The organism is Mariniflexile sp., assembly GCF_041583155.1.
Classification (GTDB): Bacteria; Bacteroidota; Bacteroidia; order Flavobacteriales; family Flavobacteriaceae; genus Mariniflexile.
In genome coordinates this window covers 1-24835 of the sequence record NZ_JBFHGK010000011.1, presented here as the reverse complement: position 1 = coordinate 24835, position 24835 = coordinate 1, and the positions used below count along the sequence as shown (strand labels likewise).

Sequence of the window (24835 nt, the reverse complement as noted above, 5' to 3'; positions counted from 1 at the left end):
GTTAACTTCAGCCAAATATAAAAAACTAACCAGCAAAAGTGCTGGTTTTAGTTTTTATTTAACGGTTTTGTAAACTGGTGCTTCTAAATTCTTTTAAGTTCTTTTTTCTCTGGTTCAGCTGGGATAATGCTTTTAAAATTTTGATTTAAAAACAGTTGTTGTATGGAGTCCATACGTTTCATCATGTTTCTAATTTGCTCGTCCTGATTAATAAATCCTTTGTAGAAAAAGTCGTTAGAATTCAAACCTCCTGTAATAGAATCCGGTGTAAAAAAATCATCAAAAAAGGAATCATTAAAAAAGGAATGTTTATTAAAATGCTTTTGAAACTTCATTTTTAAACTATCAGATATTTTTCCGTTGGAAGAATAACTGTATGAATATATGGAATCGTATCGCTTTAAATTGCCATATTCATCATACTCCTTGTTTACCTGAACATTCTCATTGGGCTTCAATGTATCGGAAGTTGTATCGGACTTTTGTTTATTCTGTGCATTGCAGCTATAAAAAACCAGAAAAAAAATTGGAATAAATTTAAGTGCTTTCATAATAGATACATTTTAAATTAAACAAATTCATTTGCTTAATAATTTCAAAAAATATACCATTTGTATTTCAAGATAACCGTTATAAAAAAAATGTCAAATTGACATTTTTTACTTCTAAAGCCACTTCTTACGCTTAAAATAAAAGAGCATTCCTAAAAACAGCACTATCATTACACCCCATAAAACGAAATAAGAATACTTATAATGGAGTTCTGGAATGTAATCGAAATTCATTCCATAAATACCTGCAATGAAAGTTAAGGGAATGAAAATAGAGGCCATGATGGTTAATACTTTCATGACTTCATTCATTTTATTGCTAATACTGGTCATGTACATTTCCATCAAACTCCAAATCATTTCACGGTAAATATCGATATTTTCAGAAACTTGAATTAAATGGTCGTAAATATCACGGTAAAAGGTTTGCGTTTTCTTTAGAATAAGCGGACCCTCGTGTTTTTCAATGCGACTAATAACTTCACGAAGGGGAAAAATAGCCCGTCGTACTTTTAAAATTTCTCGTTTTAGTTCTTGAATATCTCTATTAATTGTATTGCTTACCTGCCCCGAGAAAATAGCATCCTCGTAATCCTCAATTTTTTCACCCAAAGTTTCAATAATGGTGAAGTAATGATCTACAATAGCATCCAGTAAAATATACAATAAATAATCGGCTTGCATACCTCTCGCTCTACCTTTACCTTGCCTAATACGCTCTCTAACAGCATCAAAAACATCACCTTCAGCTTCTTGAAAGGACAAAACATACCCTTTTCCTAACACAAAACTAATTTGTTCAGAAACTATACTATTATCCTTTTCAATGTATAGCATTTTAACTACCACAAATAAATAATCATCGTATTCATCAATCTTTGGCCGTTGAGAAATACTTACCAAATCCTCTAAAACAAGTGGATGTAAATTGTAATGATTACCTAGTTTTTCAATGTCTCCAACATGGTTTAAACCATTAACATTTATCCAAGTTACAGAATCTAAACTTTTAAAATGGAAAGCTTCCTCTATGGTTGCTAGCTCTTTTTCAATGCATTTTTCAAGGTTATAGTCAAAAACCTCTATGAATAATTTCTTAGAAGATTTGTTACCTGTATAAATGACACTTCCAGGTGGTTTTCCTAGTTTCTTATGATGCTTTTTAACCCTATTTTTCGCCATCCTTAAATATATGGAAAAATTTAAATAAAATCTGTCCCATCATCAATCGCATCTTTTTGAATTAGCGTTACCGCCTTTTGCAACATGAGATTATTTGGGTAGGTTACAAGGTTTCCATTATCCAAACGCAAATGCAATTGAAAGGCTCCAATATCTTCAATAATAGCCTGAAGCGGAAAATCCTTATCGTGTATTTCTATCTTATCCCCTACTTTATACGGAAATGAAAAAAACATGATAATACCTGAAGTCACGTTACTTAAAATGGACCAGATAGCAAACAAACCAATACCAATTACCGCAAAAACAGATGAAAAGATAACGGCTAAATCTTGAAGTCGTGTTCCAAAAATATACGCTTCCAACAATGCTCCTATTAAGAACAATGTAATAGTTACATATCTTCGAATTAACCTAATTCTAGCTTCATTTATATCGTTTTTTCTAGCAATTTTAGTGATTGTGAAATTGGTAATATGTCGTATTATTAACAGTGCTAATATGACTACACTTGTGGAAATAAGTTCGCTTTTTAAGTTTAAAAACATAAAAAATAAATTTAATTTAAGTAGTAAAGATAAGGATACTGTTTAAAAACTATAGTTCATTTTGGTTAACATTAACGATGTCCGATAATGTTTTATAAACTATATGTGTTGGCAACCCCATAACGTTAAAATAAGACCCTTCAATTTTGGTTACCCCTATTATACCAATCCATTCCTGTATACCATAAGCACCAGCTTTATCAAAGGGTTTACATGTTTTGATATAATAATGAATTTCTTCATCTGACAAGGCCTTAAAAGTTACTTTGGTTACCGCATTTAAGGTTTTTTCAAAAGTTTTAGTGGTAAAACAAACCGATGTAATAACTTCATGTGTTGTGTTACTCATGGATTTTATCATCTGAAAAGCTTCTATGTCATTTCTAGGCTTGCCTAAAGCCTGTTTATTATGCCATACAATTGTGTCACTAGTAATAAGAATATCGTTGTCTTTTAATTCGTTTTTAAATGGTAAAGCTTTTAACTGCGCCAAATAATCACTGATTTCGAAATGAGTTAATCGTGGTGGATATTCTTCAACAATGGGCTTTAAACGAATTTCAAAATTTAATCCTAACGTTTCAAAAAACGCTTGTCTTCTAGGGGAACCTGAAGCTAAAATGAGATTATAATTTTTTAATTTTTCGTGTAACATTATAATAAAACGTACTTGTATAAAAGTAAAGAAAACATTCCGAAAAGCATCACTAATTTAAGCACATTGCTAATATGATGAAAATCTTTTTTAGATTTCGCACTAAAAATTTTTATACACGTGTAAAGTAGTGGCCCAATAACAAAAATTAAAAAATAAAGAACGGCAATTTGGTTTTTGTATAGAGAATCTATTACGTAATACACAATAAAAAGTAAACAAAGAATACTTAAAACAAATAATACGTTTGTTGCACGACTTTTACCAATTGCGATGGGCAAGGTATTCATACCTGCTTTATAATCGCCATTAATATCTTCAATGTCTTTTGCTATTTCCCGAAGTAAATTTATAGAAAATGCAAACAATGCATAATCAAAAATTATTTTAAATAAGGTTAATTGCGTTAACCGATTCAAGCTTGTAATACTTGGAAGTAACTCAAAAATACCAACAATAATTAGGGATAGTGCCACTAAAATAGAAATAACCACATTACCTATTACAAGTGTTTGCTTTAAGTAACTAGCATACACATATAACAACACTGAAATGATTACAAACAAGGAAAAAAAGGCATTTTTACCTACTAAATACGACACATAGTACCCAATACCAACACCAATAACATTGAAAATAATAAATAAATTATAAGCCGTTTTCTCCGATACAAATGTTCCTATAATGATACGATCTGGTTTGTTTACAAAATCCGTTTCAACGTCATAAACATCATTAATGATATTTCCTGCTGCTGCAATACATAGTGTCGCTGAAATTAAAAGTGTAATTCCGAAGATATCTAAACTAGTTTGAACTCCAAACGGTTCTAACAACGCATATTTAATAAGTAATTGCACCAAGGCAATCATAACTAAATTTTTCCAACGAATGAGGTTTAAAAAGTTCAATAAGTTTAAAGTTTTAGAGTTACTAAAATTTGGTAATTACTTAACTAAAAAAGTACATTAGGCACTTTGATTTAGATTAAAGTGCCCATTTTCCTTGAACTTTCAGCACCTGTTCAATTACATCTCTAGCAGCGCCTTCACCTCCTTTTTTATGTGAAATGTATTTTGAAATGCCTTTAATTTCTTGAATAGCATCCTGCGGACAAGTTGGTAAGCCTACAACTTTCATTACAGGAAAATCGGGAACATCATCCCCCATATAAAGCACATGTTCTGGTTTGATATTGTTTGTATTTAAATATTCCTCTAACCGAACTATTTTATCATAAGCCCCTAGGTATACATTTTTTATTCCTAAACTTTCTAAACGCAACTTTACACCTTCATTGGTACCTGCAGAAATTATAGCCACATTATAACCAGCATTTACTGCAAATTTTAAAGCAAATCCATCTTTTACATTCATGCCTCTAAGCAACTCGCCTGTAGTAGTTACTAAAACGTTGCAATCTGTTAATACACCATCCACATCAAAAATAAATGTGGTTATATCATTCATCAGTTCTTTATAGCTTTTTTCTTCCATGTGTTCGTTGTATAGAGGTTGTTAATAGGTTGTAAATATCAGTATGATGCTGATCTTTCAATAATTTTAAATGCCTTTTTAAGGTTTTTTTATCATTACGTTTCGCAGGGCCCGTTTGTGCCATATAGGGCGAAATTTCCTGAACTTTATTTGCAGTTTCCAAGATAAGTGGTTTTAATAAATCAAACTCTGCACCTTCACTTTCTGTAATTTCATGAGCTATTCTGTATAGCTGATTAGTGAAATTATTAACAAAAACAGCCGCTAAATGTAACACCTTACGTTGGTCGGTATTTACTTTTTTAGTAGGACTCCCTATAGATTTAGCCAAATTTTTTAAAACATGATAATCTTTACTTTCAAGGGCTTCAATACAAATAGGAACATTGGCAAAATTTAAATCTGCAGCTTTACTAAAAGTTTGTAATGGGTACAAAACACCACGTTGATGCTTCTGGTCTATATCATACACCCCTACACTTCCCGAGGTATGTACAACCAATCGGTTTTCAAAAGGAAGTTGAGAGGATAACCCTTTTACAGCATCATCACTAACTGCTAATAGATAAACATCGGCTTCCTTAAGTTGTGCCAAATCATCTGTTATTAAAACATCATTTTTATACGTTTTTAAAGCGTCTAAATTTCTATTATACCATTGCACTACAGAAACCTTATCTGTTTTGCTAATCGCCTTATATAAATGGGTGGCTACATTGCCAGCACCTAAAATTACTACTGAAATCATATAGCAAAAGTACATAAGTTAAGTTGAATGTTAAAAGTATAAAGTTAAAAGTTAGTAATAGTTCTTGGTTGCTACAACCGACTAAAATTTGTGTCATCATTTAAATTTCAAACTAACAGGCTTTCAGTATTCACAACATAAAAAAGAGTAATTTTGTTTTTATGAAACGTGATATAAAAACCAGAGAGGATGTTTATTTACTAGTATCTTCATTTTATGTGAAAGTAAAAAAAGATGCTGTTCTTGGACCTTTTTTTAATAAGGTTATACAAGATTGGGATGCACATTTAGAAAATTTAACAACATTCTGGGAAGCTAGTTTGTTTTTAAAAACCAAATACTTAGGCAATCCACTTGAAGTGCATATTAAAGTAGATAATGAAAATAATAATAGCATTTCCGAATTACATTTTGGCTTATGGCTTAACCTTTGGTTTGAAACTATTAATGAACTTTTTGAAGGTGATTACGCCCAAAACGCTAAAGAACGCGCCCGTAAAATGGGTACTTTTTTATATTTGAAGATTTTTGAAGCACGGAAATAAGTAAATAGTTTTTGGTCTCTTTCACAGTCTTAGTCTCAGTTTACAAATTAAGAAACCTTTACTACCGTGCAACTTTGACACTTTGGTACTTTTATACTTTGAAGCTTTGGTACTTTAAGACTTAGACACTTTGAAACTCAGAAGCTTTTTCACAAACTTTAACACTTCAAAATAAACTTAAATACCTAAATTTGCCCGACCTAAAAATGGGTTCATATTATGCAAAATAAACTCGCTAAAATTCTTTTTTCAACACGTCTTACTGGTATTCTATTTATTGTATTCGCAGCCGCTATGGCAACCGGTACATTTCTAGATGCAGGACAAGATACATCGCCTACCGCTTACACACGTAATTTAATTTATAATGCATGGTGGTTTGAGGCTATTATGGTGTTTTTTGTTATTAACTTTATGGGAAATATTATAAGGTTCCAACTGCATAAAAAAGAAAAATGGTCGTCTTTAATTTTGCATTTATCCTTTATTTTTATCCTTTTAGGCGCCTTTATTACCCGATATGTAAGTTTTGAAGGCATGATGGCCATTCGTGAAGGAGCCACTGAAGACACCTTTCTTTCACAAAAAACCTATATCACCACATATATAGATGGTGATTATGAAATTGATGGCGTACCACAACGATTACCTATTGAGCGTGAAGTGGATTTTTCCGAACGTTTAGAAAACAATTTTAAAATAGAAACTAAATACAATCAACAACCAGTAACTATAGAATTAGAAAAATTCATTAAAGGTGCTGAAGAAGATATTGTGCCCGATGAAACTGGTGAAGAATATTTAAAAATAGTTGAAGCTGGCGGTGGCGGGGCTCACAATCATTTTTTAAAGGTTGGTGAAATACAAAGCATTCATAATGTATTATTTGCCTTTAATAAACCCACCGATGGCGCTATAAATATTACCTATAAAAACGATGAATTAACCATAAAATCTCCTTTTGAAGGTGAATACATGGTTATGGCTACCATGGCACAGGGGACATTGGTAAAAGACAGTTTGCAACCTTTAGTACTACGTGCCCGATATGTAATTGGCGATATGCAAATGGTTTTTCCAAAACCTGTTGTAAAGGGCGTTTTTGATATAGTTCAAAAATCGGAAATATTAAGAAATGATGAAGATGGTGTTGTACTAAAAGTATCTTCTAATGGCGAAACAAAACGCGTTGGTCTACTTGGTGGTAAAGGCATGAATAATGCATTCAAACAAGTTTCTGTAGGCGGTTTAGATTTTGCATTTAAATATGGTTCCAAAATTCTAGAACTACCGTTTTCAATAAAATTAAACGATTTTGAAGCTGAGCGTTATCCAGGAACAGAAAAAGGGTATTCTGCATATTCTAGTCAAGTAACTGTAATTGATGAAAAAGAAGGTAGCTACGATTATAAAATTTTTATGAATAATATATTAGATCATGGTGGGTACCGCTTCTTCCAATCGAGTTTTGATCCTGATGAAAAAGGCACTATCCTGTCGGTTAACCACGATTATTGGGGCTCATTAATCACTTATATAGGATACTTTTTACTTTATTTTGGCTTAATGGCTATTCTTTTTGTTAAAGGTTCCCGATTTGGAGAATTAAAAGTGATGTTAGAAAAAGTAAAAGCAAAAAAAGCTAAGTTATTAGGCGTTTTAATAGTATGTTTTGGTTTGAATTCTTTTGCTCAATCGCATTCGGATAATGATGGTCACGACCATAATACCAAGCCAACAAAAGCTCAAATAGATTCTATTTTAAAAGCGAACATTACGCCTAAAGATCATGCCAATGCTTTCGGACATATGGTAATTCAAGATTTAAGCGGACGTATGATGCCTGTTAACACCTATGCTTCTGAAATGCTTCGTAAATTAAGCAAACAAGATGAGTATGAAGGTTTTGATGCTAATCAGGTATTTTTATCTATGCAAGAAAGCCCAATGCTTTGGTATAATGTGCCTATTATTTATTTAGCTTATAAAAAAGCGGATACGATCCGACACCTTATTGGGGCAGATTCTAAAGAAAAATATGTTACACTTGCCGATTTTTTTACAGAAAGAGGTGAATATAAGTTAACGCCTTTTTTAGATGAGGCTTACAAGGCATTGGCGCCTAATGGGTATCAAAAGGAAATTAAAGAAGCCGACCAACGTGTTAATTTATTGTACAATACCATTGAAGGGGCTTCACTAAAAATATTCCCGATTCCAAACGATGAAAACAATAAATGGATTTCGGCTAATGAATATAATCAAGGTACTTATCAGGTACAAGACTCTCTTTATGGAAACTTCATAAGAAATGGTTTTAAAATGTATTTATACACTTTAAATACCGCCAAACAGACGGGCGATTATTCTGAAGCCACAAAACTATTGGAAGCCTTCAAAAAGACCCAAAATCAATTTGGATCGGAAGTGATGTTAAGTGATGATAAAATTAAAACCGAAGTCCTTTACAACAAATACGATATTTTTAAAAAGCTATTCAGTTGGTATTTATATGCAGGTAGTTTATTATTTGTATTGTTAATAGTACAAATATTTAAAGAAAAGAATAAACCGTTAAATATTTCAATAACCGTATTCAAATTTATTATTCTTGGGTTGTTTATTTTGCACACCTTAGGTTTACTAGTCCGTTGGTACATTTCTGGTCATGCGCCATGGAGTGATGCCTACGAATCTATGATTTATGTTGCTTGGGCTACCATGTTTTTTGGTTTAGCCTTCGGCAGAAAAAGTGATTTAACTATTGCATCAACAGCCTTTGTAACTGCTATGTTACTCATGATTGCACATTGGAATTGGATGGACCCTGCAATTGCTAACCTGCAACCGGTTTTAAATAGTTATTGGTTAATGATTCACGTGGCCGTTATTGTAGCAAGTTATGGTCCGTTTACCTTAGGTATGATTTTGGGCGTTGTTTCCTTATTTTTAATGATTTTCACTACCGAAAAGAACAAGGTTAAAATGGATTTAAACATTAAAGAGCTTACCATTATTAATGAAATGTCGTTAACCGTTGGTTTAGTAATGCTTACCATAGGTAACTTTTTAGGAGGTATGTGGGCTAATGAAAGTTGGGGGCGCTACTGGGGTTGGGACCCAAAAGAAACTTGGGCGCTTATAAGTATTATGGTTTATGCTTTTGTAATCCATATGCGATTAATTCCAGGACTACGCAGCCGATGGTTTTATAATTTGATGTCTATCATCGCCTTATCAAGTATTATATTCACATATTTTGGAGTTAATTTTTACTTATCTGGCTTACATTCTTACCAATCGGGTCAACAAATTGCTAGTTTCAACGCAATCGCCATCGCCCTTGGTATCATCGCTTTACTAGGATTTTTTGCATACCGTGGTTTTAAGAAACATCATAAAAAGTGATAAGTATTATGGCGAAAACTGGTAGAGATAAAAACACTAAAAATAAGGCGAAACATTCCAAATTAATGAATCAAAAAATTAATAAGAAAAAGGAAGAAGCCAAACTTAGAAAAGAGCGCCTAAAAGCTATTATCACCAAGGCAAATGAAGCCAAAGACGAGCAGTAATTTTTTTGCTATATTCAATAAAAAAAGTATTATTACTAACCATAATAATACTTTTTAAAACACTTAACTAAAAGGACTAACTTTTTAAATTTATTTATTAATTTTTAGTTTAAACTTTCCATTTTCTATTGTTTTGGCTATCGTATTATAATCATTATTAGTAACTAAAATACCACTAAATACTCCCGCAGCATATTCCGAAGTTATTTCAGTTAATGTAATTCTGGCATTAGAAACGTTACTGATATTTGGTGCCGCTGAAGTATAACCAACTTCCGAAATACTATAAGTTATGGTAGCTCCCGATAAATATTTACCTGGAATAAATGCCTCTGTATAGGTTTTTCCTGAAGTAATTTCTACAGTATCATACATATACAATAAAATGGCCTCACCAGAGTTCGTTCCATTACTTTGCCCGTTAGCACCAACCACTCCCGCTCCATAAATTCCGTTTGCTAATAACCCATAATTATCAAAGGATAACACATCTTTGCAAGTAACTGCCTCTCCGTTAACTTCAAAGGTGATAAAATAATCACTTACTTGATTTTCATCAGGTTCATTGCCTTCACTTGAACAAGAAACAATGCCTATTAATGCAATGAAGATGAATACTCGTTTTAAAGCTTTCATATAACATTAATTTTAAAATTAACAAATTCACAATATTTACCTTCAAAATTAGCTTCACAATCCACAATAATCAATTGACACTTATTTTTTGCTCAACTTCAATTATTTTATGTGATTTAAAAACATATTAATTTTAGGCTTAATTGAAGGATAGAATTAATAACAATTAAAAACACAAAGCATTTTTTTTCACATTTTTAATAAACTACCATGATTCAACACTGGTTATTTTAGAATTGGATTTAATTTTTGCCTTGCCTTTCTTCACTGAAACAAAAAAATAAACCACATAACCTAACACCAAAATAAAAAGTCCCGGATATTTAAAACAAATAATTATTAAAACAATTATTGATAAACACCCTAAATATTTATTTCCAATAGGGTTTACGCAACTAGAGGCTATCCTATTTAGAGCCGGATTATTAAAAAAAGTAGTTTGTGTTGTATGATTGATAATGGCGTAATAACTACCCGTTTCTTTACCTTCAGGAATCCCCCACAAAGCAGTAATAATATTAGTTGGCCTACATGCAATGTTAAAATCTTGCAATTGTAATGCGCGCTCATTACCTTCTTTATCTATTAAAAAAATGTTATCATGCGTTATGGTTGTTGAAGTAACTGAAACTGGCGCACTAGCTCCTGTACCTCTATAAGTACCGCCACCACCACCGCCTCCACTTACTTTAGTTTCTAGATGCTTTTGCGCTTCAGCAACCTTTCCTGTAAACTTATAAATTGTTAAGCTTTTGGACCCTATTTGTATTTTAGAATGTACTTCTGCAGGCATAATTTAAGAGAATAAAGAATTAAATTAATCAATTTTTTTGTCATTTATAAAATTTCATTAGTTTTCAATAATGAGTTAATACATCATCTAATTCCTAATAAATGGTTAATAAAATTTTCAATAATGGAGTATTTTTTATAATACTATAACGAAAACATTCCGACAAAATCCATAATGTAACAATTTAAAAAAGACATATTTTTAATACATGTTTTATTTTAAACTTGCGCTAATGTTGGTATAAACTGTTAACACCACAACATTGAATCTCGTTGTAACAAATGCAACCGTACAACAAATGATGCTGCTGTATTTAATAATAAACCTACATACACAATAAAAATACATTCACAACCTGCGATTAACAATACTTATCTATTATTTGCTTTTTTTCAATTATTTTTTGCAGCTTAAAAATATTTATATTGAAAAAAATACTAATTTTAGCTTTACCTCCTGTCATTGAATGAATTAATAGCAAATTTAAAATTTATGATCATGAGGAAATTTCTAACAACTCTATACTCCATAATACTAACATGTAGTGTTTATTCGCAGCAAAATAAAATTGATTCCTTAACTCACCTACTTCAAAAGCATAAAGAAGAAGATTCTATTAGGTTAAAATTACTTAATAATTTGTCTAATTACTATGAATCGTCTGACGCCCATCAAGGTTTAATTATATCAAACCAAGCCATTGCCCTGGCCCATAAACTTGGACAAAAAGACCACTTAGCGCAAGCCTATTTAAACAAAGCATATAATTATATTGCTGTAGGAAAGGATTCTTTAGCTTTAAAATTATATTACAAATCCATGGCCATTTATACTTCAAATAACAAGATAGAAGGCAATGCTACTGCTTTATATGGGATTGCCAGAGTGTATCAAAATTGGTCCGATTACAACAAAGCCATCAAGTTTTATAACAAAGCATATATCCTATTTGATTCTGTTGGAAACACAAAAAATAAGGCTGCTATGTTAAACGGAATTGGAATTTGCCAAATGTATTCTAGTAACTACCCTAAAGCCTTAGAATCTTATATAAAAGCTTTAAACATTTATGAAAAAGAGAAATTAAACAAGACATTAGATTATGCTAACGTTTTAACAAATATCGGCCTTATTTATAACCGGATGGAACATAAACTTCATCAGGCATTAGAGTTTTTCAATAAGGCCTTAATAATAAACAAAGAGAAAGACTATCAAATAGGTATTGCAAATATCTTATCAAATATGGCCAACACGCATGATAATTTAAATCAACCCGAAAAGGCCATTGAATTACAAAAGGAAGCCTTTGAAATGTATGAAAAGATTGGCAACAAACTAGGAATGGCTAATGCCTTAACCAACATAGGCATTGCCTACACATCGATACCAGATTACGAAAAAACAATTTTATACTTACAGAAAACATTACCTATTTATGAAGAATTAGGTAATAAAAACAACTTATCTCTAGTAAAATATTACTTAGGTGAAGCTTATTTAAACTTGCCTAGTACCAAAAGTAATTTGAAAAAAGCTGAAAAAGATTTAATTCAAGCTAGCATAATAGCAAAGGAAACAGGAAATTTAGAAATAGAGAAAGAAACATATTTTATGCTATCAAAATTACATGCTAAAAAAGGAGATTATAAAAGTGCCTTTGAAATAAATGAATTAGCAGTAATCTTGAAAGACAGTTTAAATTCTCAAAACTTAAAAGACGAGATTGTTAGATTGGAAGTTAAATATGATTATGACAAAAAAGCCGCTATCACCAAAACAGAGCATGAAAGTAAGCAAGCACTAGCTAAAGCCGAGATTAACAGACAAAAATTAATAAAGAAAGGAGCTATTTTTGGCGGAAGCACCTTATTCGTTTTATCCTTTTTAGGTATATTGCTTTACATTAGAAAACGAGATGCCGAAGAACAACGCCAAAAGGCAGAACTTAATGCTAAGGTTTCGGAAACCGAATTAAAAGCACTCCGGGCTCAAATGAATCCACATTTCATTTTTAATGCCCTAAACTCGATTAACGATTTCATTTCTAAAAACGATGCCGTATCCGCTAGTAAATACCTAACTAAGTTTGCTAAAATAATGCGTCAAATCCTTGAGAATTCTAATCAAAAAGAAATAACATTAACGGAAGACCTGAATTTAATTGAAGCCTACATTCAAATTGAGGCCCTACGTTTAAACCACAAATTCACATATACTATTAGCATAGATCCAGCCATTGACACCGATAACACCTTAATTCCCCCTCTTATTTTACAGCCTTTTATAGAAAATAGTATTTGGCATGGCATTTCAAAAAAAGAGAGTGTTGGGCATATTCATATTTCTTTAAAAAAAGAAGATACTATGTTAGTCTGTATTGTAGAAGATGATGGCTTAGGAAATCATGCATCGGTTATAAATAAAAACCAAAAGTCTCTAGGACAAAACATTACCAAAACGAGAATAGATATAATAAACAAAACCAAACGAACCAATGGTTCTGTTTCCAACATCCCAAAAGAACAGGGGTTTTGTGTGGAGATAAAACTGCCATTTCAATTAGCTTATTAATATGATAAAAGCCATAATTATAGATGATGAACAGCATTGCATAAATGCCATAAAGCTATTAGCAAAATCTGTTAATAATTTAGAAATTATAAATGCCTATACTTCGGTAGATGAGGCTGTAGAAGCTATTGAATGGCACCAGCCTGATTTAGTGTTTTTAGATGTACAAATTCATGATAAAACTGGTTTTGATTTTTTGAAAATGATGAAGTCCATTACTTTTGAAGTAATATTTACCACAGCACATGAAGAGTTTGCTGTTCAGGCTTTCAAATTTAGTGCAATTGATTATTTATTGAAACCAATTGAAGAAGAAGATTTTATGTTGGCTATTGCGAAATCACAAGAGAAATTAGCTATAAAAGACTTCTCAAAAAAAGTAAACACGCTGTTAAATAATATTTCAAAGCAAGATGGCAGTAAAAAAATAACCATTCCAACAGCCGATGGTCTCGAGTTTTTGGAAGTTTCAAATATTATAAGATGTGAAGCAGACATTAATTATACGACCATTTTCACTACCGACCGAAAAAAAATTCTGGTTTCAAAAACCTTAAAATCTTTCGAATCCCTATTATCCAATTGCAATTTTTTTAGAATACATAACTCGCATTTAATTAATTTAGACTTCGTTAAAAAATACACGAAAGGCAAAGGTGGTTATGTAACACTTAGTGACAACACTGTCATTGAAGTTTCTTCACGAAAAAAAGAGGCGTTTTTAAAAGCTATATGTTAACTTAATAATGCACCTTTAACTTTTTCATAAGTAATTTCATTAAAATCCTTTATAACCAAATCGGCTTTTGTATAATCCTGATTTTTAGAGTGAAAACTATCAAAGCCCACACAAAATACACCGGCACCTTTTGCAGCTTCAATTCCATTTGTTGAATCTTCTATTACAATACATTCATTTGCTGTATAACCCGATGCCTTAACAGCATTAATAAAAATTTCCGGATGTGGTTTGGACTCTTTTAAATCTGCACCGCTTAATTTAGCAATAAAGTATTGGTTTAAATCAAAACGATCAAAAATTTGATTAATACTGCTCATTGCAGCCGATGAGCCTAAAACCAACTTCAATCCATTACTATGGTAATCTTTTATTAAATCTTCTACACCATCAATAAGTGCTAAATCGGAATTAGTTTCAAAAAATCGTTTATAATGCTTTCGTTTTAAAGACACTAAATATTCTGGTGTTTCACTTAGCTCAAAAACATCGCACAACCGTTTGCAAATATTAAGTGTTGATTGTCCTGTAAATGATTCATAGAGTTCATTGGAAACAGTAATGTTAACCTCGTCGAACATATCATGATACGCTTTATGATGCATGGGTTCACTATCAATAATAACCCCATCCATATCAAAAATAACCGCTTTAAGCATTTCTTTTTTTTGCGAAGATAAAAGATTATAACAAAACAGCCTAAAATCTTGTTTTATGGAATCATAAAAAAACCGTTTTAAAAATGCTAACTATCAAAATATAAAAATCAAAAAAGCCTTCTAGAAAACTTCTAAAAGGCTTTTATTATATTTAGTAAAATTTCTATTCTACTCTTTCAATTTTAGCACCAATGGCACGTAAACGCTCATCTATACGCTCGTAACCTCTATCAATTTGCTCTATATTTTGAATGGTTGATGTCCCTTTTGCTGATAAAGCCGCAATTAATAATGAAACCCCTGCACGAATATCAGGTGATGTCATGGTTGTTGCTTTTAAAGTCGATTTATAATCGTGACCAATAACAGTTGCTCGGTGTGGATCGCATAAAATAATTTTAGCACCCATATCTATCAATTTGTCCACGAAGAATAAACGGCTTTCAAACATTTTTTGGTGTATTAAAACACTACCTCTTGCTTGGGTTGCTACTACCAAAATAATACTCAATAAATCGGGGGTAAACCCTGGCCAAGGCGCATCGGCAATGGTTAAAATAGAACCATCAATAAAACTTTGAATTTCATAACCATCGGTATGTGCAGGAATATGTATATCATCTCCGCGTCTTTCAACCGTAATACCTAATTTTCTAAACGTGGCTGGGATAATTCCTAAATCGTCCCACGACACATTGGTAATGGTAAGTTCACTTTTAGTCATAGCAGCCAATCCAATCCAACTACCAATTTCAATCATGTCTGGCAGCATGGTATGTTCGGTTCCACCTAAACTATCAACACCATCAATAATAAGCATATTAGATCCTACACCACTTATCTTGGCTCCCATTCTATTCAACATTTTACATAATTGCTGTAAGTATGGCTCGCAAGCAGCGTTATAAATGGTGGTACGTCCTTCTGCTAAAACAGCAGCCATAACAATATTGGCTGTTCCAGTAACCGAGGCTTCTTCTAAAAGCATATAAGCCCCTTTTAATTTATCTGCTTCAACACCGTAAAACTGTTCCTCTTTACTATATCTAAATTTAGCGCCTAAATTAATTAAGCCTTCAAAATGAGTATCTAACCTGCGTCTACCTATTTTATCACCTCCTGGTTTAGGTATGTACCCTTTTCCAAAGCGTGCCAACATAGGTCCAACTATCATGATTGACCCACGCAACCCACGGCCATCAACCTTAAATTCATCAGATTCTAAATATTTTAAATTAACATCATCAGCCTTAAATGTGTAAGAACCATGTGCTAATTTTTCTACTTTTACCCCTAACTTTTTAAGTAAGCTAATTAGTTTATTAACATCAACAATGTCTGGGATGTTATGAATTGTAACTAATTCTGGTGTTAACAAAACTGCGCATAAAATTTGTAGCGCTTCATTTTTGGCACCCTGTGGCTTTATACTACCCTTTAATTGGTGTCCGCCTTCAATTTTAAATGTACTCATAATATCTTAGAAGCGTTTTCTTTTATGACCTGATGTGTTTTTTTTATGATGTCCGCCTTTTTTACCTGAACTACTATTAGAGTATTTTGTTTTAGTTCGCAGTAAACTAGTAGCATCCGATAAATCTTCGTCCGTATTTTTTAAATTAATTTTTCCTCCCGATAATTCGAATAAATGACCATAAATCACTTCATCTTCCACCGTATCTTTATTCCAATTTAAAAAACACTTTTTCATGTGGTTAGCAATTGTGAAAATAAGGGCTTCTTTTAGTTCTCCTTCTTCCCAAGTATTTGCCACATCTATCATCGTTTTAATATTGTTTCCGTAAAAACGATATTTTGGAAAATTTTGTGGGTAACTTAATGGCTCTGGACGTTCTTCCAATAATTCCTTTGTTGGCTTTTCGTACGATGAATCTACATCCAACTCAAAATTAGACATGATAAAAAGCTGATCCCAAAGTTTATGCTGAAAATCCGGAACGTCTCTTAAATGTGGTTGCATATTTCCCATAACAGAAATAATAGCTTTGGCCACCTTATTACGTTCTTCTTTTGTTTCGCGGGTTTTAGCGTAATTAATCATTTTCTGCATATGGCGTCCATATTCAGGTATAATTAAATGTTCACGCTCTGTGTTGTATTCTAATTCGTCTATTGTCAAAATAATTGTGTAGAGTTAATGATTTGGCATGTAGTTGTATGCTAGTGCAAATTACAAAAAAAAACTAAAGACTTATAACGCCTTCTACCTTTTCTGCAACTTCTTTGTATTTTTCTATAACAGATTCCGGCGTTTTCATTATCAAATTAATGGAAACACTGGTATATTTTCCGTTTTTGGACTCGGTAGTATTAATAACGGCTCCCATATTGTCAAAAATAACTTCTATTTTCCCAATATTACCAGCATCTGTTATAATTATAAACTTATATAAATATTCCGACGGCCAACTAGCCGTCTCATATAATTGTGTTCTTAATTTTTTATAAAATTCTTCCGAATTTGGAGCTGTACTCATAGTATTCTAATATGCTGCAAATATACAGTTAATTTCTATTTTTCCATCACAATAAAAATTTGGGTGTTACCACAAGGGTCGGGCTATGCGCTACAAGTCCTCGCTCGTGCCTCGCTGCGGGCTTTCCGCTGCTATCCCTAACACGAAACATTCAGTTCTTTTAATTAAATAAATAAAAATGAAAACAAACTAACCTACTAGCGTATCTGCAACCTTCAAAAAACTGTTTCCAATTGCTAACCAAAAGTGATTTCATTTAAAATTTCTTATCTGCAACTTTAAACTCAACCATTTTGCAACATTAATCAACCGCATAATAACTAATTTTTAATTATTCATTGTTAATTATCAATAATCAATCATTAATTTTACGGCTAAATTTTCACTTTTGAACTCAAAAAAGATAGTTATTACTGGAGGTCCGGGCACCGGAAAATCCACATTAATAAACCATTTAATTAAAAACGGACATACTTGCCTTGAAGAAATTTCACGTCAAGTTACCTTAGATGCTCAAAAAAAAGGAACAAGTCAATTGTTTTTAACCGAGCCTTTGCTATTTAGCGAATTACTTTTAAAAGGTAGGATTCGGCAATTTGAACAATCAAACTATTTAAAATCAGACTTCATTTTTTTCGACAGAGGAGTTCCAGATGTACTAGCGTACATGAATTATATTGGAGACACCTATCCACAATATTTTATAGATGCTTGCAAAAAAGCTGTTTACGATACTGTTTTTATTTTAAAACCATGGAAAGAAATTTATGTAAGTGATAATGAACGCTATGAGAGTTTTAAACAAGCCGAGGAAATTCACGATCATTTATTAAGCACCTATCAGCATTACAATTATAACTTAATAGATGTGCCTTTTGGAACCATTGAGTACCGAACCAATTTCATTTTAAATGCTTTAAAGCAATAAATGGAACAACCAATAAACATATTAGAACGCTACTGGAACCACACCGAATTTCGTCCAGAACAGGAAGCCATCATCAATGCTGTAATAGCTGGTGAAGATACTTTTGTATTATTACCCACTGGCGGTGGCAAATCAATATGTTTTCAAATTCCTGCATTGGTAAAAGATGGCATTTGTATCGTAATTTCGCCCTTAATTGCTTTAATGAAAGACCAAGTACAGCAGTTAAATGACAAAGGTATTAAAGCTATGGCACTTACAAGCGGAATTACTTACAGTCAACTAGATACACTTTTAGACAACTGTATTTATGGCAATTACAAGTTTTTATACCTCTCACCAGAACGTTTACAACAAGAATTAGTACAAGAACGCATTAGGCATATGAATGTGAACTTAATTGCTGTTGATGAAGCCCATTGTATTTCGCAATGGGGTAGCGATTTTAGACCTGCTTATAAAAACATTGCACTTTTACGCCAATTGCAGCCCACCACTAATGTTGTAGCACTTACCGCTTCAGCAAAACCAGAAGTGGTAAACGATATAATAAAAGAACTGGATTTTATTAAGCCTAAAATTTTTAAACAATCGTTTTTTAGACCAAACTTAGGCTACATGGTATACCATGAAAATGATAAATACTACCGTATAGAAACCATTTTAAAAAAATATAAAGAATCCTCAATTATTTATGTTCGGAACAGAAAACTTACCTTGGACGTTTCAACCTATTTAAATTCAAAAAAAATAACGGCAACCCATTATCATGGCGGTTTAACAAATACAGAAAAAGAAAACAACATGACCTTATGGCTGCAAAACAATAAGCAAGTTATGGTGGCCACCAATGCCTTTGGTATGGGTATAGACAAACCGGATGTTAAAACGGTTATTCACTTAAATTTACCTGAAAGCATTGAAAGTTATTTTCAAGAAGCTGGTAGAGTTGGTCGTAATGGAGAAAAAGCTTTTGCTGTTATATTGAAAAATAACACCGACAAAGATGCGGTTAAAGCTCAGTTTTTAAGCGTTTTACCTACCGTCGATTTTGTAAAACAAGTGTACAGAAAATTGTGTAACTATTTTCAAATTTCTTATGGTGAAGGAGAATATGAAACTTTCGATTTCGATTTTAATTCTTTCTGTAAAACCTATAATTTCAATACGGTTTTAGCTTATAATGCTTTACTTCTACTGGATAGAAATAGTATAATTACGCTTTCAAAGCAGTTTAAAAACAAGGTATCCGCACAATTTATAATATCTACTGCTAACCTTTTTAGTTATTTAGAAAATCATGCTAATTTCAATTTAATTGTGAAATCGATTCTACGTATGTATGGTGGAATTTTTGATCATGATACTAAAATTGATTTATCTAAAATTGCCGAAAAAGCATCAACTACAGAAGGTAATATTACACAAGTACTCCAAAAACTGGAAAGTGACGAGGTTATTACCTTACACTTAGCAAAAACCGATGCTCAGGTTACTTTTATAGAACCTCGAGAAGATGATAAAACCATAAACCGAATTGCATCTATTATTGAACAACAAAACGAACTAAAACAGCAACAAGTAAAAGCCATGTTGGAGTATATTGAAAACGAATCGGTATGCAAAAGTGTGCAACTTCTCTCCTATTTTGGTGAAAAAGATGCCAAACCATGCGGTATTTGCTCTGTTTGTACAGGAACAAAAAAAACAATAAAACCCCAAGATCTAAACGTTTTAAGAAAGCAAATAATAGAATTGTTAGAAAATGGTGAACAATCATCCAGAAATATGACAATTGCTTTAAATTGTTCGGAAACAGATTTAAAAACTGTTTTAAAATTGCTTTTAGAGCATCAAATTATTTCCATAACACCAGCAAACACATATAAACTAAGTCATTTATAAAAGAACAGCTTTAAAATTTGTCCTTCTATTTATAAAATACATAAACACCAAAAGAGATGAGAGATTTAAAAATCATTTTTATGGGTACGCCCGATTTTGCAGTAGCCACATTAAAAAAACTAGTTGAAGCTAATTATAATATTGTTGGTGTAATAACCGCCCCGGACAAACCTGCAGGACGCGGACAAAAACTCAACGAGAGTGCTGTTAAACAATATGCTGTTTCGCAAAACTTAAATGTGTTACAACCTACAAATTTAAAAAACGAAGATTTTTTAAATGAATTGAAAGCACTTAACGCCAACCTCCAAATTGTAGTAGCATTTAGAATGTTACCAAAAGTGGTATGGCAAATGCCAAAATATGGCACCTTTAATTTACACGCTTCACTGTTACCAAATTATCGTGGAGCTGCTCCCATTAATTGGGCTATAATTAATGGTGAAACTAAAACAGGTGTTTCTACCTTTTTCATAGACGAAAAAATTGATACGGGCGACATGATTCTACAAGAAAGCATTGCTATAAATCCTGAAGAAAATGCAGGAAGTTTACACGATACCCTAATGGGTATTGGTAGCCAATTGGTTTTAAAAACAGTTGAATTAATACAAAACGACTCTGTAAAAACAATACCACAAAACGAATCTTCGGACATTAAAACAGCATACAAACTTAATAGAGATAACTGTAAAATAAATTGGAATGAATCTTTGGATACTGTTTATAACCTGATTCGTGGTTTAAGTCCCTATCCAGCTGCTTGGGCGGTTTTAAAAAACGGCGAAGACACTTTGGATATTAAAATTTACAAAGCAGACAAGGAACTCATTCCACATTCGAAGGATGTAGGAACGGTTGTTGCAACAAAAAAAGAACTAAAAGTAGCCGTAAAAAATGGCTACATTATAATAAAGGAACTTAAACTTCCAGGGAAGCGTACTATGGATGTAAAATCACTGCTAAATGGTTATAATTTTGAAAGTAATGCGAAAATGATGTAAAGCCTTGATAATGTTCAAAATGCCTATTATCGACAAAAAACATGACATTTGTCAACAAACGTATTAAGTTATCAACAATACCGCATATTTAAAGGGTTATTTCTTGCAAGATTACATTATCCGCATAAATTTGTAATAGGATTTAACAAGTTGTTTAACCAATTTACTAATAATTAAATATTACATTATGAACAAAACAGATTTAATTGATGCTATGGCAGAGCATGCTGGAATTACTAAAGCTGCTGCTAAAAAAGCATTAGAATGTGCACTTATTGAAATTGAAGGTGCTTTACAAAAAGGTAACCGCGTTTCTTTAGTAGGATTTGGATCTTGGTCAGTTTCTAAAAGAGCAGCAAGAGAAGGTAGAAACCCTCAAACAGGAGATACAATAAAAATTAAAGCTAAAAAGGTAGTAAAGTTTAAAGCAGGTGCTGATTTATCAAACGCTATAAACTAAGTAACCACCTCATTTAAAAGATATAAGCCTTCAAAAAATTGAAGGCTTTTTTTATATTTTGTCAAAACAGTTGCATTTTTAATAAATAAATATTAGATTTAGTTACTAATTCCTATATGATATGGTAACTATTACACCAAAAAAAGGCAATTTGTTAATCGCGGAACCAACAATAATTGGCGATATTTCTTTCAACCGCTCCATTATTTTGTTAGCAGACCATTCTTCCGAAGGATCTATCGGTTTTATTCTTAACAAACCTTTAAATTACACTATTAACGATTTAGTACCAGAAGTAGAAGCTAACTTTAAGGTTTACAACGGAGGCCCTGTTGAACAAGACAATTTGTATTTTATTCACAAGATTCCGGACTTAATACCAAATAGCATTGAAATTTCTTTAGGTATTTATTGGGGTGGAGATTTCAATAATGTTGCTGAACTCATTGCCCAAGGAACCATTAGTGAAAGTGATATTAAGTTCTTTTTAGGTTATTCAGGATGGGACGCAAACCAATTAGAGAATGAATTAAAATTAAATTCATGGGTTGTTACTGAAAACATTTATAAAAATGCAATCATCGAAAAGAACTATGAAACCTTTTGGAAAGAAAAAATGCTGGAGTTTGGGGATAATTATAGCATTTGGAGTAACGCACCAGAAAACCCTAATTACAATTAACTAAGCCTTATTTTTATATTCAATTTTTGAAGTATTACTTTTGAAACTTCGGTATTAAACACTTTTTTCCGATATTTTGTTATTGGTTGAATTCCAACGATAACGTTTGTAATAAAAATTTCATCCGCTTTTTGAAGTTCAAAAGGAGAAACAGAATCTTCTACTAGTTCGTATTCTGAAATTGTTTTAATAGCATCGATAATCTGTTTACGCATAACCCCTTTCAAACAACCATCGCTAATTGGTGGCGTTTTAATAGTGTTTCCTTTTATAACAAAAATATTTCCATTTAACGCTTCAACAACTTGTTTATTTGTATTTAAAAGCAAACAATTATTTAAGTTATTTTCTCTAGCATAAATACTTGCAACTACATTGAGAATCTTATTGTTTGTTTTTAACGTTGACAATAAACTTGGTGAGACGTAGTTATCTTTATACAAATCAACTTCATAAAAACTATCTTGGAACACGTAAAAATCATCCTCAATTTGTTTTACTGAAATTAAATAACCTACATCATTGGTTGTTGGTGCATACAATCCGCCTTCATTTCTATGAATAACCAACTTAACTCTAGCAGAAACATCATTTAAATTATTAGCAGTTAGTGTTTTTTGAATTTCTTCTTCTAGAAAATCCATTGTAAAATTCATTGGAATTTCCATTCGCAAAATTCGCATAGAAGCCATTAATCTGAAATAATGATCTTCCCAAAACAATAATTTACCGTGTGATGCTTTTATGGTTTCAAAAAGCGCGTCGCCATAAGCATAGCCTCTATTTTGAATTGATACCAATTGAGTTTGTTCTGTAATAGTTCCGTTGAAATTAGTCATAAAAAATCCCGTTCACTTTAATTTAGAAAACGGGACAAATATAATTTAAATATCTTGGTTTAAGATTAAGCTGAGCCCAATACTTGCTTTAAACTGGAAATTTGGTTTTCCCACAACATTTTAGATTCTTCCACTTCATCTTCTTCGGCAAAATCGGTTATCAAAAGAGAAACGTCTTTAGTAATTTCATCTACTTGAATTTTAATCTCGAAATAGGAAGTTTGATCATCGTCATCATTTAGCCATCTAAATTTAATGCGTTCACCAGTTTTCTTACTTACTAATTTCGCTTTTTCTTCACTATCATCCCAAATAAAAGTAAATAATTCACCTCTAGAATTCACATTATCAGAAAACCACTCCGACAAACCAGAAGGCGTTGAAATGTATTGATATATTAATTGAGGCGATGCCTGTATAGTGAATTCTATTTCAAACTTGATTTTCTCTTCCATAAATACTATAAAAATTTTAAGTTCCCAATATATACATAAATTGATAAGTAGCGTAATTATTTTTAATAATAATTTATGCAAGTTATATTTGCAAACACCGATAATGTTTTTATATTTGCAGCCTCAAATTAGGCGAGGTAGCTCAGTTGGTTAGAGCGTCGGATTCATAACCCGGAGGTCGGGGGATCGTGCCCCCCTCTCGCTACAAGGTAAACAAAGGAAAACCCAAGGATTTAATTCTTGGGTTTTTTATTTAGGTACAACATAGGTACAACAAATGGCTCTTTTTTACACTAGTATCACAAACAATCTCAAATAGTACCAAATTCTATTAAACTCTTATTATTTTCTTACATTAACTCTTTAGAATAACAAAAATTAGCTGGCAAACCTCCCGTATGCCAAAAAAGAACATTGGATTTTTTTTTAATTTTATTTCTTTTAAGATGGTCTAACATGCCATAAAATGCCCTTCCTGTATAAACAGGATCCAGTAAAACACCTTCACTATGGGCCAATTCTTTGATTGCATGTTTCTCGTTTGAAGTTACAATACCATATCCTTGGGAATCATAACCTCTAATTAGCGTTGCATCATTAATTGAATATGATTTTTGAATACCTAAAGCTTTTTGACCCTCAAACAATAGCTCAAGTACCGCTTCATCCAATGTTATATCTCCATAACCCAATTTATCAATGCTTATGGGCATTAGTTTTATATCAAGTCCAAATAAATCAACTCCAAGTTTGAGTCCTGCTTGCGTTCCACCAGAACTAGATGCAAAGAATATATAATCCATTTTCAACTTCATGGTGAATAATTGCTCTTTAAATTCCTTAACGGCATCCACAAACCCATAAGCACCAATTAAATTTGAACCACCATACGGAACAACATAAACCTTTTTATTCTGTGACTCTAATTCAGCTTTAATTGACTCTAAGTATTCTCCTTTTCTATTATCTCCAGTAAAGTCTATGTTTGCACCCAATAAATGTGAAAGCAAAAGATTTCCATTATAATTGATTGGTTTTTCTCCGCCTAACAATAAATTGCATTGTAACCCTACCTTAGCACAAGCAGCTGCCGTTTGCCTGCAATGGTTTGATTGTTGTGCTCCAGCGGTAAGGATCGTGTCGTACCCTTTATCCAGTGCATCATATATAAAATACTGAAGTTTCCTTACCTTATTCCCTCCTGATGCTAACCCTGAATTATCATCACGTTTAATAAATAAATTATAGTCAGGGTATTTTTTTGACAAGTTTTCCATTGCCTCTAGTGGTGTTGGAAAAAAACCTAAAGTGAATTTTCTGTTCAGCATTTTTAATTATTTTTCTTTATATGACTAATATAAT

Annotated in this window: 26 protein-coding genes and 1 tRNA gene; 11 read left to right on the top strand and 16 right to left on the bottom strand. The window is 32.1% G+C overall.

Going from position 1 to position 24835, the window contains the following annotated elements; translation table 11 throughout:
- Positions 1 to 83: 83 nt before the first annotated feature.
- From ABYI63_RS05855 to ABYI63_RS05825, 7 genes are all read right to left on the bottom strand, one after another.
- The gene (locus tag ABYI63_RS05855; RefSeq protein ID WP_372754420.1) at positions 84 to 551 is read right to left on the bottom strand and encodes a hypothetical protein; all 468 of its coding nucleotides are present in this window, start codon (positions 549 to 551) and stop codon (positions 84 to 86) included.
- 114 nt (positions 552 to 665) lie between these two features.
- On the bottom strand, positions 666 to 1733 hold the full coding sequence (corA, locus tag ABYI63_RS05850) for a magnesium/cobalt transporter CorA (RefSeq protein WP_372754418.1): 1068 nt from the start codon (positions 1731 to 1733) through the stop codon (positions 666 to 668).
- A gap of 20 nt (positions 1734 to 1753) precedes the next feature.
- A complete protein-coding gene (locus ABYI63_RS05845; protein WP_372754416.1) occupies positions 1754 to 2281 on the bottom strand; it encodes a mechanosensitive ion channel domain-containing protein in 528 nt (175 codons plus the stop codon).
- Between the two features lie 49 nt (positions 2282 to 2330).
- Positions 2331 to 2936 carry a Maf-like protein gene (locus ABYI63_RS05840; protein ID WP_372754414.1) on the bottom strand — a complete coding sequence of 202 codons (606 nt, stop codon included), beginning with the start codon at positions 2934 to 2936 and terminating at the stop codon, positions 2331 to 2333.
- Positions 2936 to 3847, bottom strand: a complete 912-nt coding sequence (locus ABYI63_RS05835) for a geranylgeranylglycerol-phosphate geranylgeranyltransferase (protein WP_372754412.1) — start codon at positions 3845 to 3847, stop codon at positions 2936 to 2938. The genes ABYI63_RS05840 and ABYI63_RS05835 overlap by 1 nt, the downstream gene beginning before the upstream one ends.
- 76 nt (positions 3848 to 3923) lie before the next feature.
- Positions 3924 to 4433 (bottom strand): KdsC family phosphatase, encoded by a 510-nt coding sequence (locus ABYI63_RS05830; protein WP_372754410.1) that lies wholly within the window; start codon positions 4431 to 4433, stop codon positions 3924 to 3926.
- Positions 4414 to 5181, bottom strand: a complete 768-nt coding sequence (locus tag ABYI63_RS05825) for a Rossmann-like and DUF2520 domain-containing protein (protein ID WP_372754408.1) — start codon at positions 5179 to 5181, stop codon at positions 4414 to 4416. The genes ABYI63_RS05830 and ABYI63_RS05825 overlap by 20 nt, the downstream gene beginning before the upstream one ends.
- Positions 5182 to 5342: 161 nt before the next feature.
- On the opposite strand from ABYI63_RS05825, the gene ABYI63_RS05820 reads away from it, so the two are divergent.
- The 3 genes from ABYI63_RS05820 (at position 5343) to ABYI63_RS05810 (ending at position 9301) form a co-directional block, all read left to right on the top strand.
- Entirely contained in the window at positions 5343 to 5726 is a 384-nt protein-coding gene (locus tag ABYI63_RS05820; protein ID WP_372754406.1) for a group III truncated hemoglobin, read from the top strand.
- Positions 5727 to 5945: 219 nt separating this feature from the next.
- Entirely contained in the window at positions 5946 to 9134 is a 3189-nt protein-coding gene (gene ccsA / locus ABYI63_RS05815; protein ID WP_372754404.1) for a cytochrome c biogenesis protein CcsA, read from the top strand.
- An 8-nt stretch (positions 9135 to 9142) separates the two neighbouring features.
- A complete protein-coding gene (locus ABYI63_RS05810) occupies positions 9143 to 9301 on the top strand; it encodes a hypothetical protein (RefSeq protein WP_372754402.1) in 159 nt (52 codons plus the stop codon).
- A gap of 90 nt (positions 9302 to 9391) precedes the next feature.
- Here ABYI63_RS05810 and ABYI63_RS05805 read toward each other — a convergent pair whose 3' ends face one another.
- Positions 9392 to 9937 carry a hypothetical protein gene (locus ABYI63_RS05805; protein WP_372754400.1) on the bottom strand — a complete coding sequence of 182 codons (546 nt, stop codon included), beginning with the start codon at positions 9935 to 9937 and terminating at the stop codon, positions 9392 to 9394.
- Between the two features lie 205 nt (positions 9938 to 10142).
- Positions 10143 to 10730, bottom strand: a complete 588-nt coding sequence (locus tag ABYI63_RS05800) for a hypothetical protein (RefSeq protein WP_372754398.1) — start codon at positions 10728 to 10730, stop codon at positions 10143 to 10145.
- Between the two features lie 498 nt (positions 10731 to 11228).
- On the opposite strand from ABYI63_RS05800, the gene ABYI63_RS05795 reads away from it, so the two are divergent.
- Both ABYI63_RS05795 and ABYI63_RS05790 read left to right on the top strand, forming a co-directional pair.
- A complete protein-coding gene (locus ABYI63_RS05795) occupies positions 11229 to 13304 on the top strand; it encodes a tetratricopeptide repeat protein (RefSeq protein WP_372754396.1) in 2076 nt (691 codons plus the stop codon).
- 1 nt (position 13305) lies between these two features.
- Complete coding sequence (locus ABYI63_RS05790; RefSeq protein WP_372754394.1) at positions 13306 to 14043, top strand: LytR/AlgR family response regulator transcription factor; 738 nt, start codon at positions 13306 to 13308, stop codon at positions 14041 to 14043.
- Here the strand turns inward: ABYI63_RS05790 and ABYI63_RS05785 are convergent.
- From ABYI63_RS05785 to ABYI63_RS05770, 4 genes are all read right to left on the bottom strand, one after another.
- Positions 14040 to 14702 carry an HAD family hydrolase gene (locus tag ABYI63_RS05785; protein WP_372754392.1) on the bottom strand — a complete coding sequence of 221 codons (663 nt, stop codon included), beginning with the start codon at positions 14700 to 14702 and terminating at the stop codon, positions 14040 to 14042. The two genes, ABYI63_RS05790 and ABYI63_RS05785, sit on opposite strands and share 4 nt — an antisense overlap.
- A gap of 163 nt (positions 14703 to 14865) precedes the next feature.
- Entirely contained in the window at positions 14866 to 16176 is a 1311-nt protein-coding gene (murA, locus tag ABYI63_RS05780) for a UDP-N-acetylglucosamine 1-carboxyvinyltransferase (RefSeq protein ID WP_372754390.1), read from the bottom strand.
- 6 nt (positions 16177 to 16182) lie between these two features.
- On the bottom strand, positions 16183 to 16842 hold the full coding sequence (locus ABYI63_RS05775) for a DUF4290 domain-containing protein (protein WP_372754388.1): 660 nt from the start codon (positions 16840 to 16842) through the stop codon (positions 16183 to 16185).
- Positions 16843 to 16906: 64 nt separating this feature from the next.
- On the bottom strand, positions 16907 to 17200 hold the full coding sequence (locus tag ABYI63_RS05770; protein ID WP_372754386.1) for a DUF493 domain-containing protein: 294 nt from the start codon (positions 17198 to 17200) through the stop codon (positions 16907 to 16909).
- Positions 17201 to 17588: 388 nt separating this feature from the next.
- On the opposite strand from ABYI63_RS05770, the gene ABYI63_RS05765 reads away from it, so the two are divergent.
- From ABYI63_RS05765 to ABYI63_RS05745, 5 genes are all read left to right on the top strand, one after another.
- Positions 17589 to 18128 (top strand): AAA family ATPase, encoded by a 540-nt coding sequence (locus tag ABYI63_RS05765; RefSeq protein WP_372754384.1) that lies wholly within the window; start codon positions 17589 to 17591, stop codon positions 18126 to 18128.
- Positions 18129 to 20033: an ATP-dependent DNA helicase RecQ gene (locus ABYI63_RS05760; protein ID WP_372754382.1), complete on the top strand. Its 1905-nt coding sequence runs from the start codon at positions 18129 to 18131 to the stop codon at positions 20031 to 20033.
- Between the two features lie 56 nt (positions 20034 to 20089).
- Positions 20090 to 21037 (top strand): methionyl-tRNA formyltransferase, encoded by a 948-nt coding sequence (gene fmt / locus ABYI63_RS05755; RefSeq protein WP_372754380.1) that lies wholly within the window; start codon positions 20090 to 20092, stop codon positions 21035 to 21037.
- Between the two features lie 187 nt (positions 21038 to 21224).
- A complete protein-coding gene (locus tag ABYI63_RS05750) occupies positions 21225 to 21497 on the top strand; it encodes an HU family DNA-binding protein (protein WP_372754378.1) in 273 nt (90 codons plus the stop codon).
- Positions 21498 to 21618: 121 nt separating this feature from the next.
- A complete protein-coding gene (locus ABYI63_RS05745) occupies positions 21619 to 22179 on the top strand; it encodes a YqgE/AlgH family protein (protein WP_372754376.1) in 561 nt (186 codons plus the stop codon).
- On the opposite strand, the gene ABYI63_RS05740 is transcribed toward ABYI63_RS05745, so the two are convergent.
- Together ABYI63_RS05740 and ABYI63_RS05735 are read right to left on the bottom strand one after the other, a co-directional pair.
- On the bottom strand, positions 22176 to 23018 hold the full coding sequence (locus ABYI63_RS05740) for an aminotransferase class IV (protein WP_372754374.1): 843 nt from the start codon (positions 23016 to 23018) through the stop codon (positions 22176 to 22178). The genes ABYI63_RS05745 and ABYI63_RS05740 overlap by 4 nt on opposite strands.
- Before the next feature lie 65 nt (positions 23019 to 23083).
- Positions 23084 to 23473 carry an START-like domain-containing protein gene (locus tag ABYI63_RS05735; protein WP_372754372.1) on the bottom strand — a complete coding sequence of 130 codons (390 nt, stop codon included), beginning with the start codon at positions 23471 to 23473 and terminating at the stop codon, positions 23084 to 23086.
- 131 nt (positions 23474 to 23604) lie between these two features.
- Here ABYI63_RS05735 and ABYI63_RS05730 point away from each other — a divergent pair.
- Positions 23605 to 23678 (top strand) — tRNA-Met (locus tag ABYI63_RS05730).
- 145 nt (positions 23679 to 23823) lie between these two features.
- Here ABYI63_RS05730 and ABYI63_RS05725 read toward each other — a convergent pair.
- Entirely contained in the window at positions 23824 to 24801 is a 978-nt protein-coding gene (locus tag ABYI63_RS05725; RefSeq protein ID WP_372754370.1) for a D-cysteine desulfhydrase family protein, read from the bottom strand.
- Positions 24802 to 24835: the final 34 nt, after the last annotated feature.

Excerpts from the sequence above, each read along its gene's own strand:
- ABYI63_RS05855 (WP_372754420.1), bottom strand. The coding sequence starts at position 551 with ATGAAAGCACTTAAATTTATTCCAATTTTTTTTCTGGTTTTTTATAGC.
- corA (WP_372754418.1), bottom strand. The coding sequence starts at position 1,733 with ATGGCGAAAAATAGGGTTAAAAAGCATCATAAGAAACTAGGAAAACCA.
- ABYI63_RS05845 (WP_372754416.1), bottom strand. The coding sequence starts at position 2,281 with ATGTTTTTAAACTTAAAAAGCGAACTTATTTCCACAAGTGTAGTCATA.
- ABYI63_RS05840 (WP_372754414.1), bottom strand. The coding sequence starts at position 2,936 with ATGTTACACGAAAAATTAAAAAATTATAATCTCATTTTAGCTTCAGGT.
- ABYI63_RS05830 (WP_372754410.1), bottom strand. The coding sequence starts at position 4,433 with ATGGAAGAAAAAAGCTATAAAGAACTGATGAATGATATAACCACATTT.
- ABYI63_RS05825 (WP_372754408.1), bottom strand. The coding sequence starts at position 5,181 with ATGATTTCAGTAGTAATTTTAGGTGCTGGCAATGTAGCCACCCATTTA.
- ABYI63_RS05820 (WP_372754406.1), top strand. The coding sequence starts at position 5,343 with ATGAAACGTGATATAAAAACCAGAGAGGATGTTTATTTACTAGTATCT.
- ccsA (WP_372754404.1), top strand. The coding sequence starts at position 5,946 with ATGCAAAATAAACTCGCTAAAATTCTTTTTTCAACACGTCTTACTGGT.
- ABYI63_RS05810 (WP_372754402.1), top strand. The coding sequence starts at position 9,143 with ATGGCGAAAACTGGTAGAGATAAAAACACTAAAAATAAGGCGAAACAT.
- ABYI63_RS05805 (WP_372754400.1), bottom strand. The coding sequence starts at position 9,937 with ATGAAAGCTTTAAAACGAGTATTCATCTTCATTGCATTAATAGGCATT.
- ABYI63_RS05800 (WP_372754398.1), bottom strand. The coding sequence starts at position 10,730 with ATGCCTGCAGAAGTACATTCTAAAATACAAATAGGGTCCAAAAGCTTA.
- ABYI63_RS05795 (WP_372754396.1), top strand. The coding sequence starts at position 11,229 with ATGAGGAAATTTCTAACAACTCTATACTCCATAATACTAACATGTAGT.
- ABYI63_RS05790 (WP_372754394.1), top strand. The coding sequence starts at position 13,306 with ATGATAAAAGCCATAATTATAGATGATGAACAGCATTGCATAAATGCC.
- ABYI63_RS05785 (WP_372754392.1), bottom strand. The coding sequence starts at position 14,702 with ATGCTTAAAGCGGTTATTTTTGATATGGATGGGGTTATTATTGATAGT.
- murA (WP_372754390.1), bottom strand. The coding sequence starts at position 16,176 with ATGAGTACATTTAAAATTGAAGGCGGACACCAATTAAAGGGTAGTATA.
- ABYI63_RS05770 (WP_372754386.1), bottom strand. The coding sequence starts at position 17,200 with ATGAGTACAGCTCCAAATTCGGAAGAATTTTATAAAAAATTAAGAACA.
- ABYI63_RS05760 (WP_372754382.1), top strand. The coding sequence starts at position 18,129 with ATGGAACAACCAATAAACATATTAGAACGCTACTGGAACCACACCGAA.
- fmt (WP_372754380.1), top strand. The coding sequence starts at position 20,090 with ATGAGAGATTTAAAAATCATTTTTATGGGTACGCCCGATTTTGCAGTA.
- ABYI63_RS05750 (WP_372754378.1), top strand. The coding sequence starts at position 21,225 with ATGAACAAAACAGATTTAATTGATGCTATGGCAGAGCATGCTGGAATT.
- ABYI63_RS05745 (WP_372754376.1), top strand. The coding sequence starts at position 21,619 with ATGGTAACTATTACACCAAAAAAAGGCAATTTGTTAATCGCGGAACCA.
- ABYI63_RS05740 (WP_372754374.1), bottom strand. The coding sequence starts at position 23,018 with ATGACTAATTTCAACGGAACTATTACAGAACAAACTCAATTGGTATCA.
- ABYI63_RS05735 (WP_372754372.1), bottom strand. The coding sequence starts at position 23,473 with ATGGAAGAGAAAATCAAGTTTGAAATAGAATTCACTATACAGGCATCG.
- ABYI63_RS05725 (WP_372754370.1), bottom strand. The coding sequence starts at position 24,801 with ATGCTGAACAGAAAATTCACTTTAGGTTTTTTTCCAACACCACTAGAG.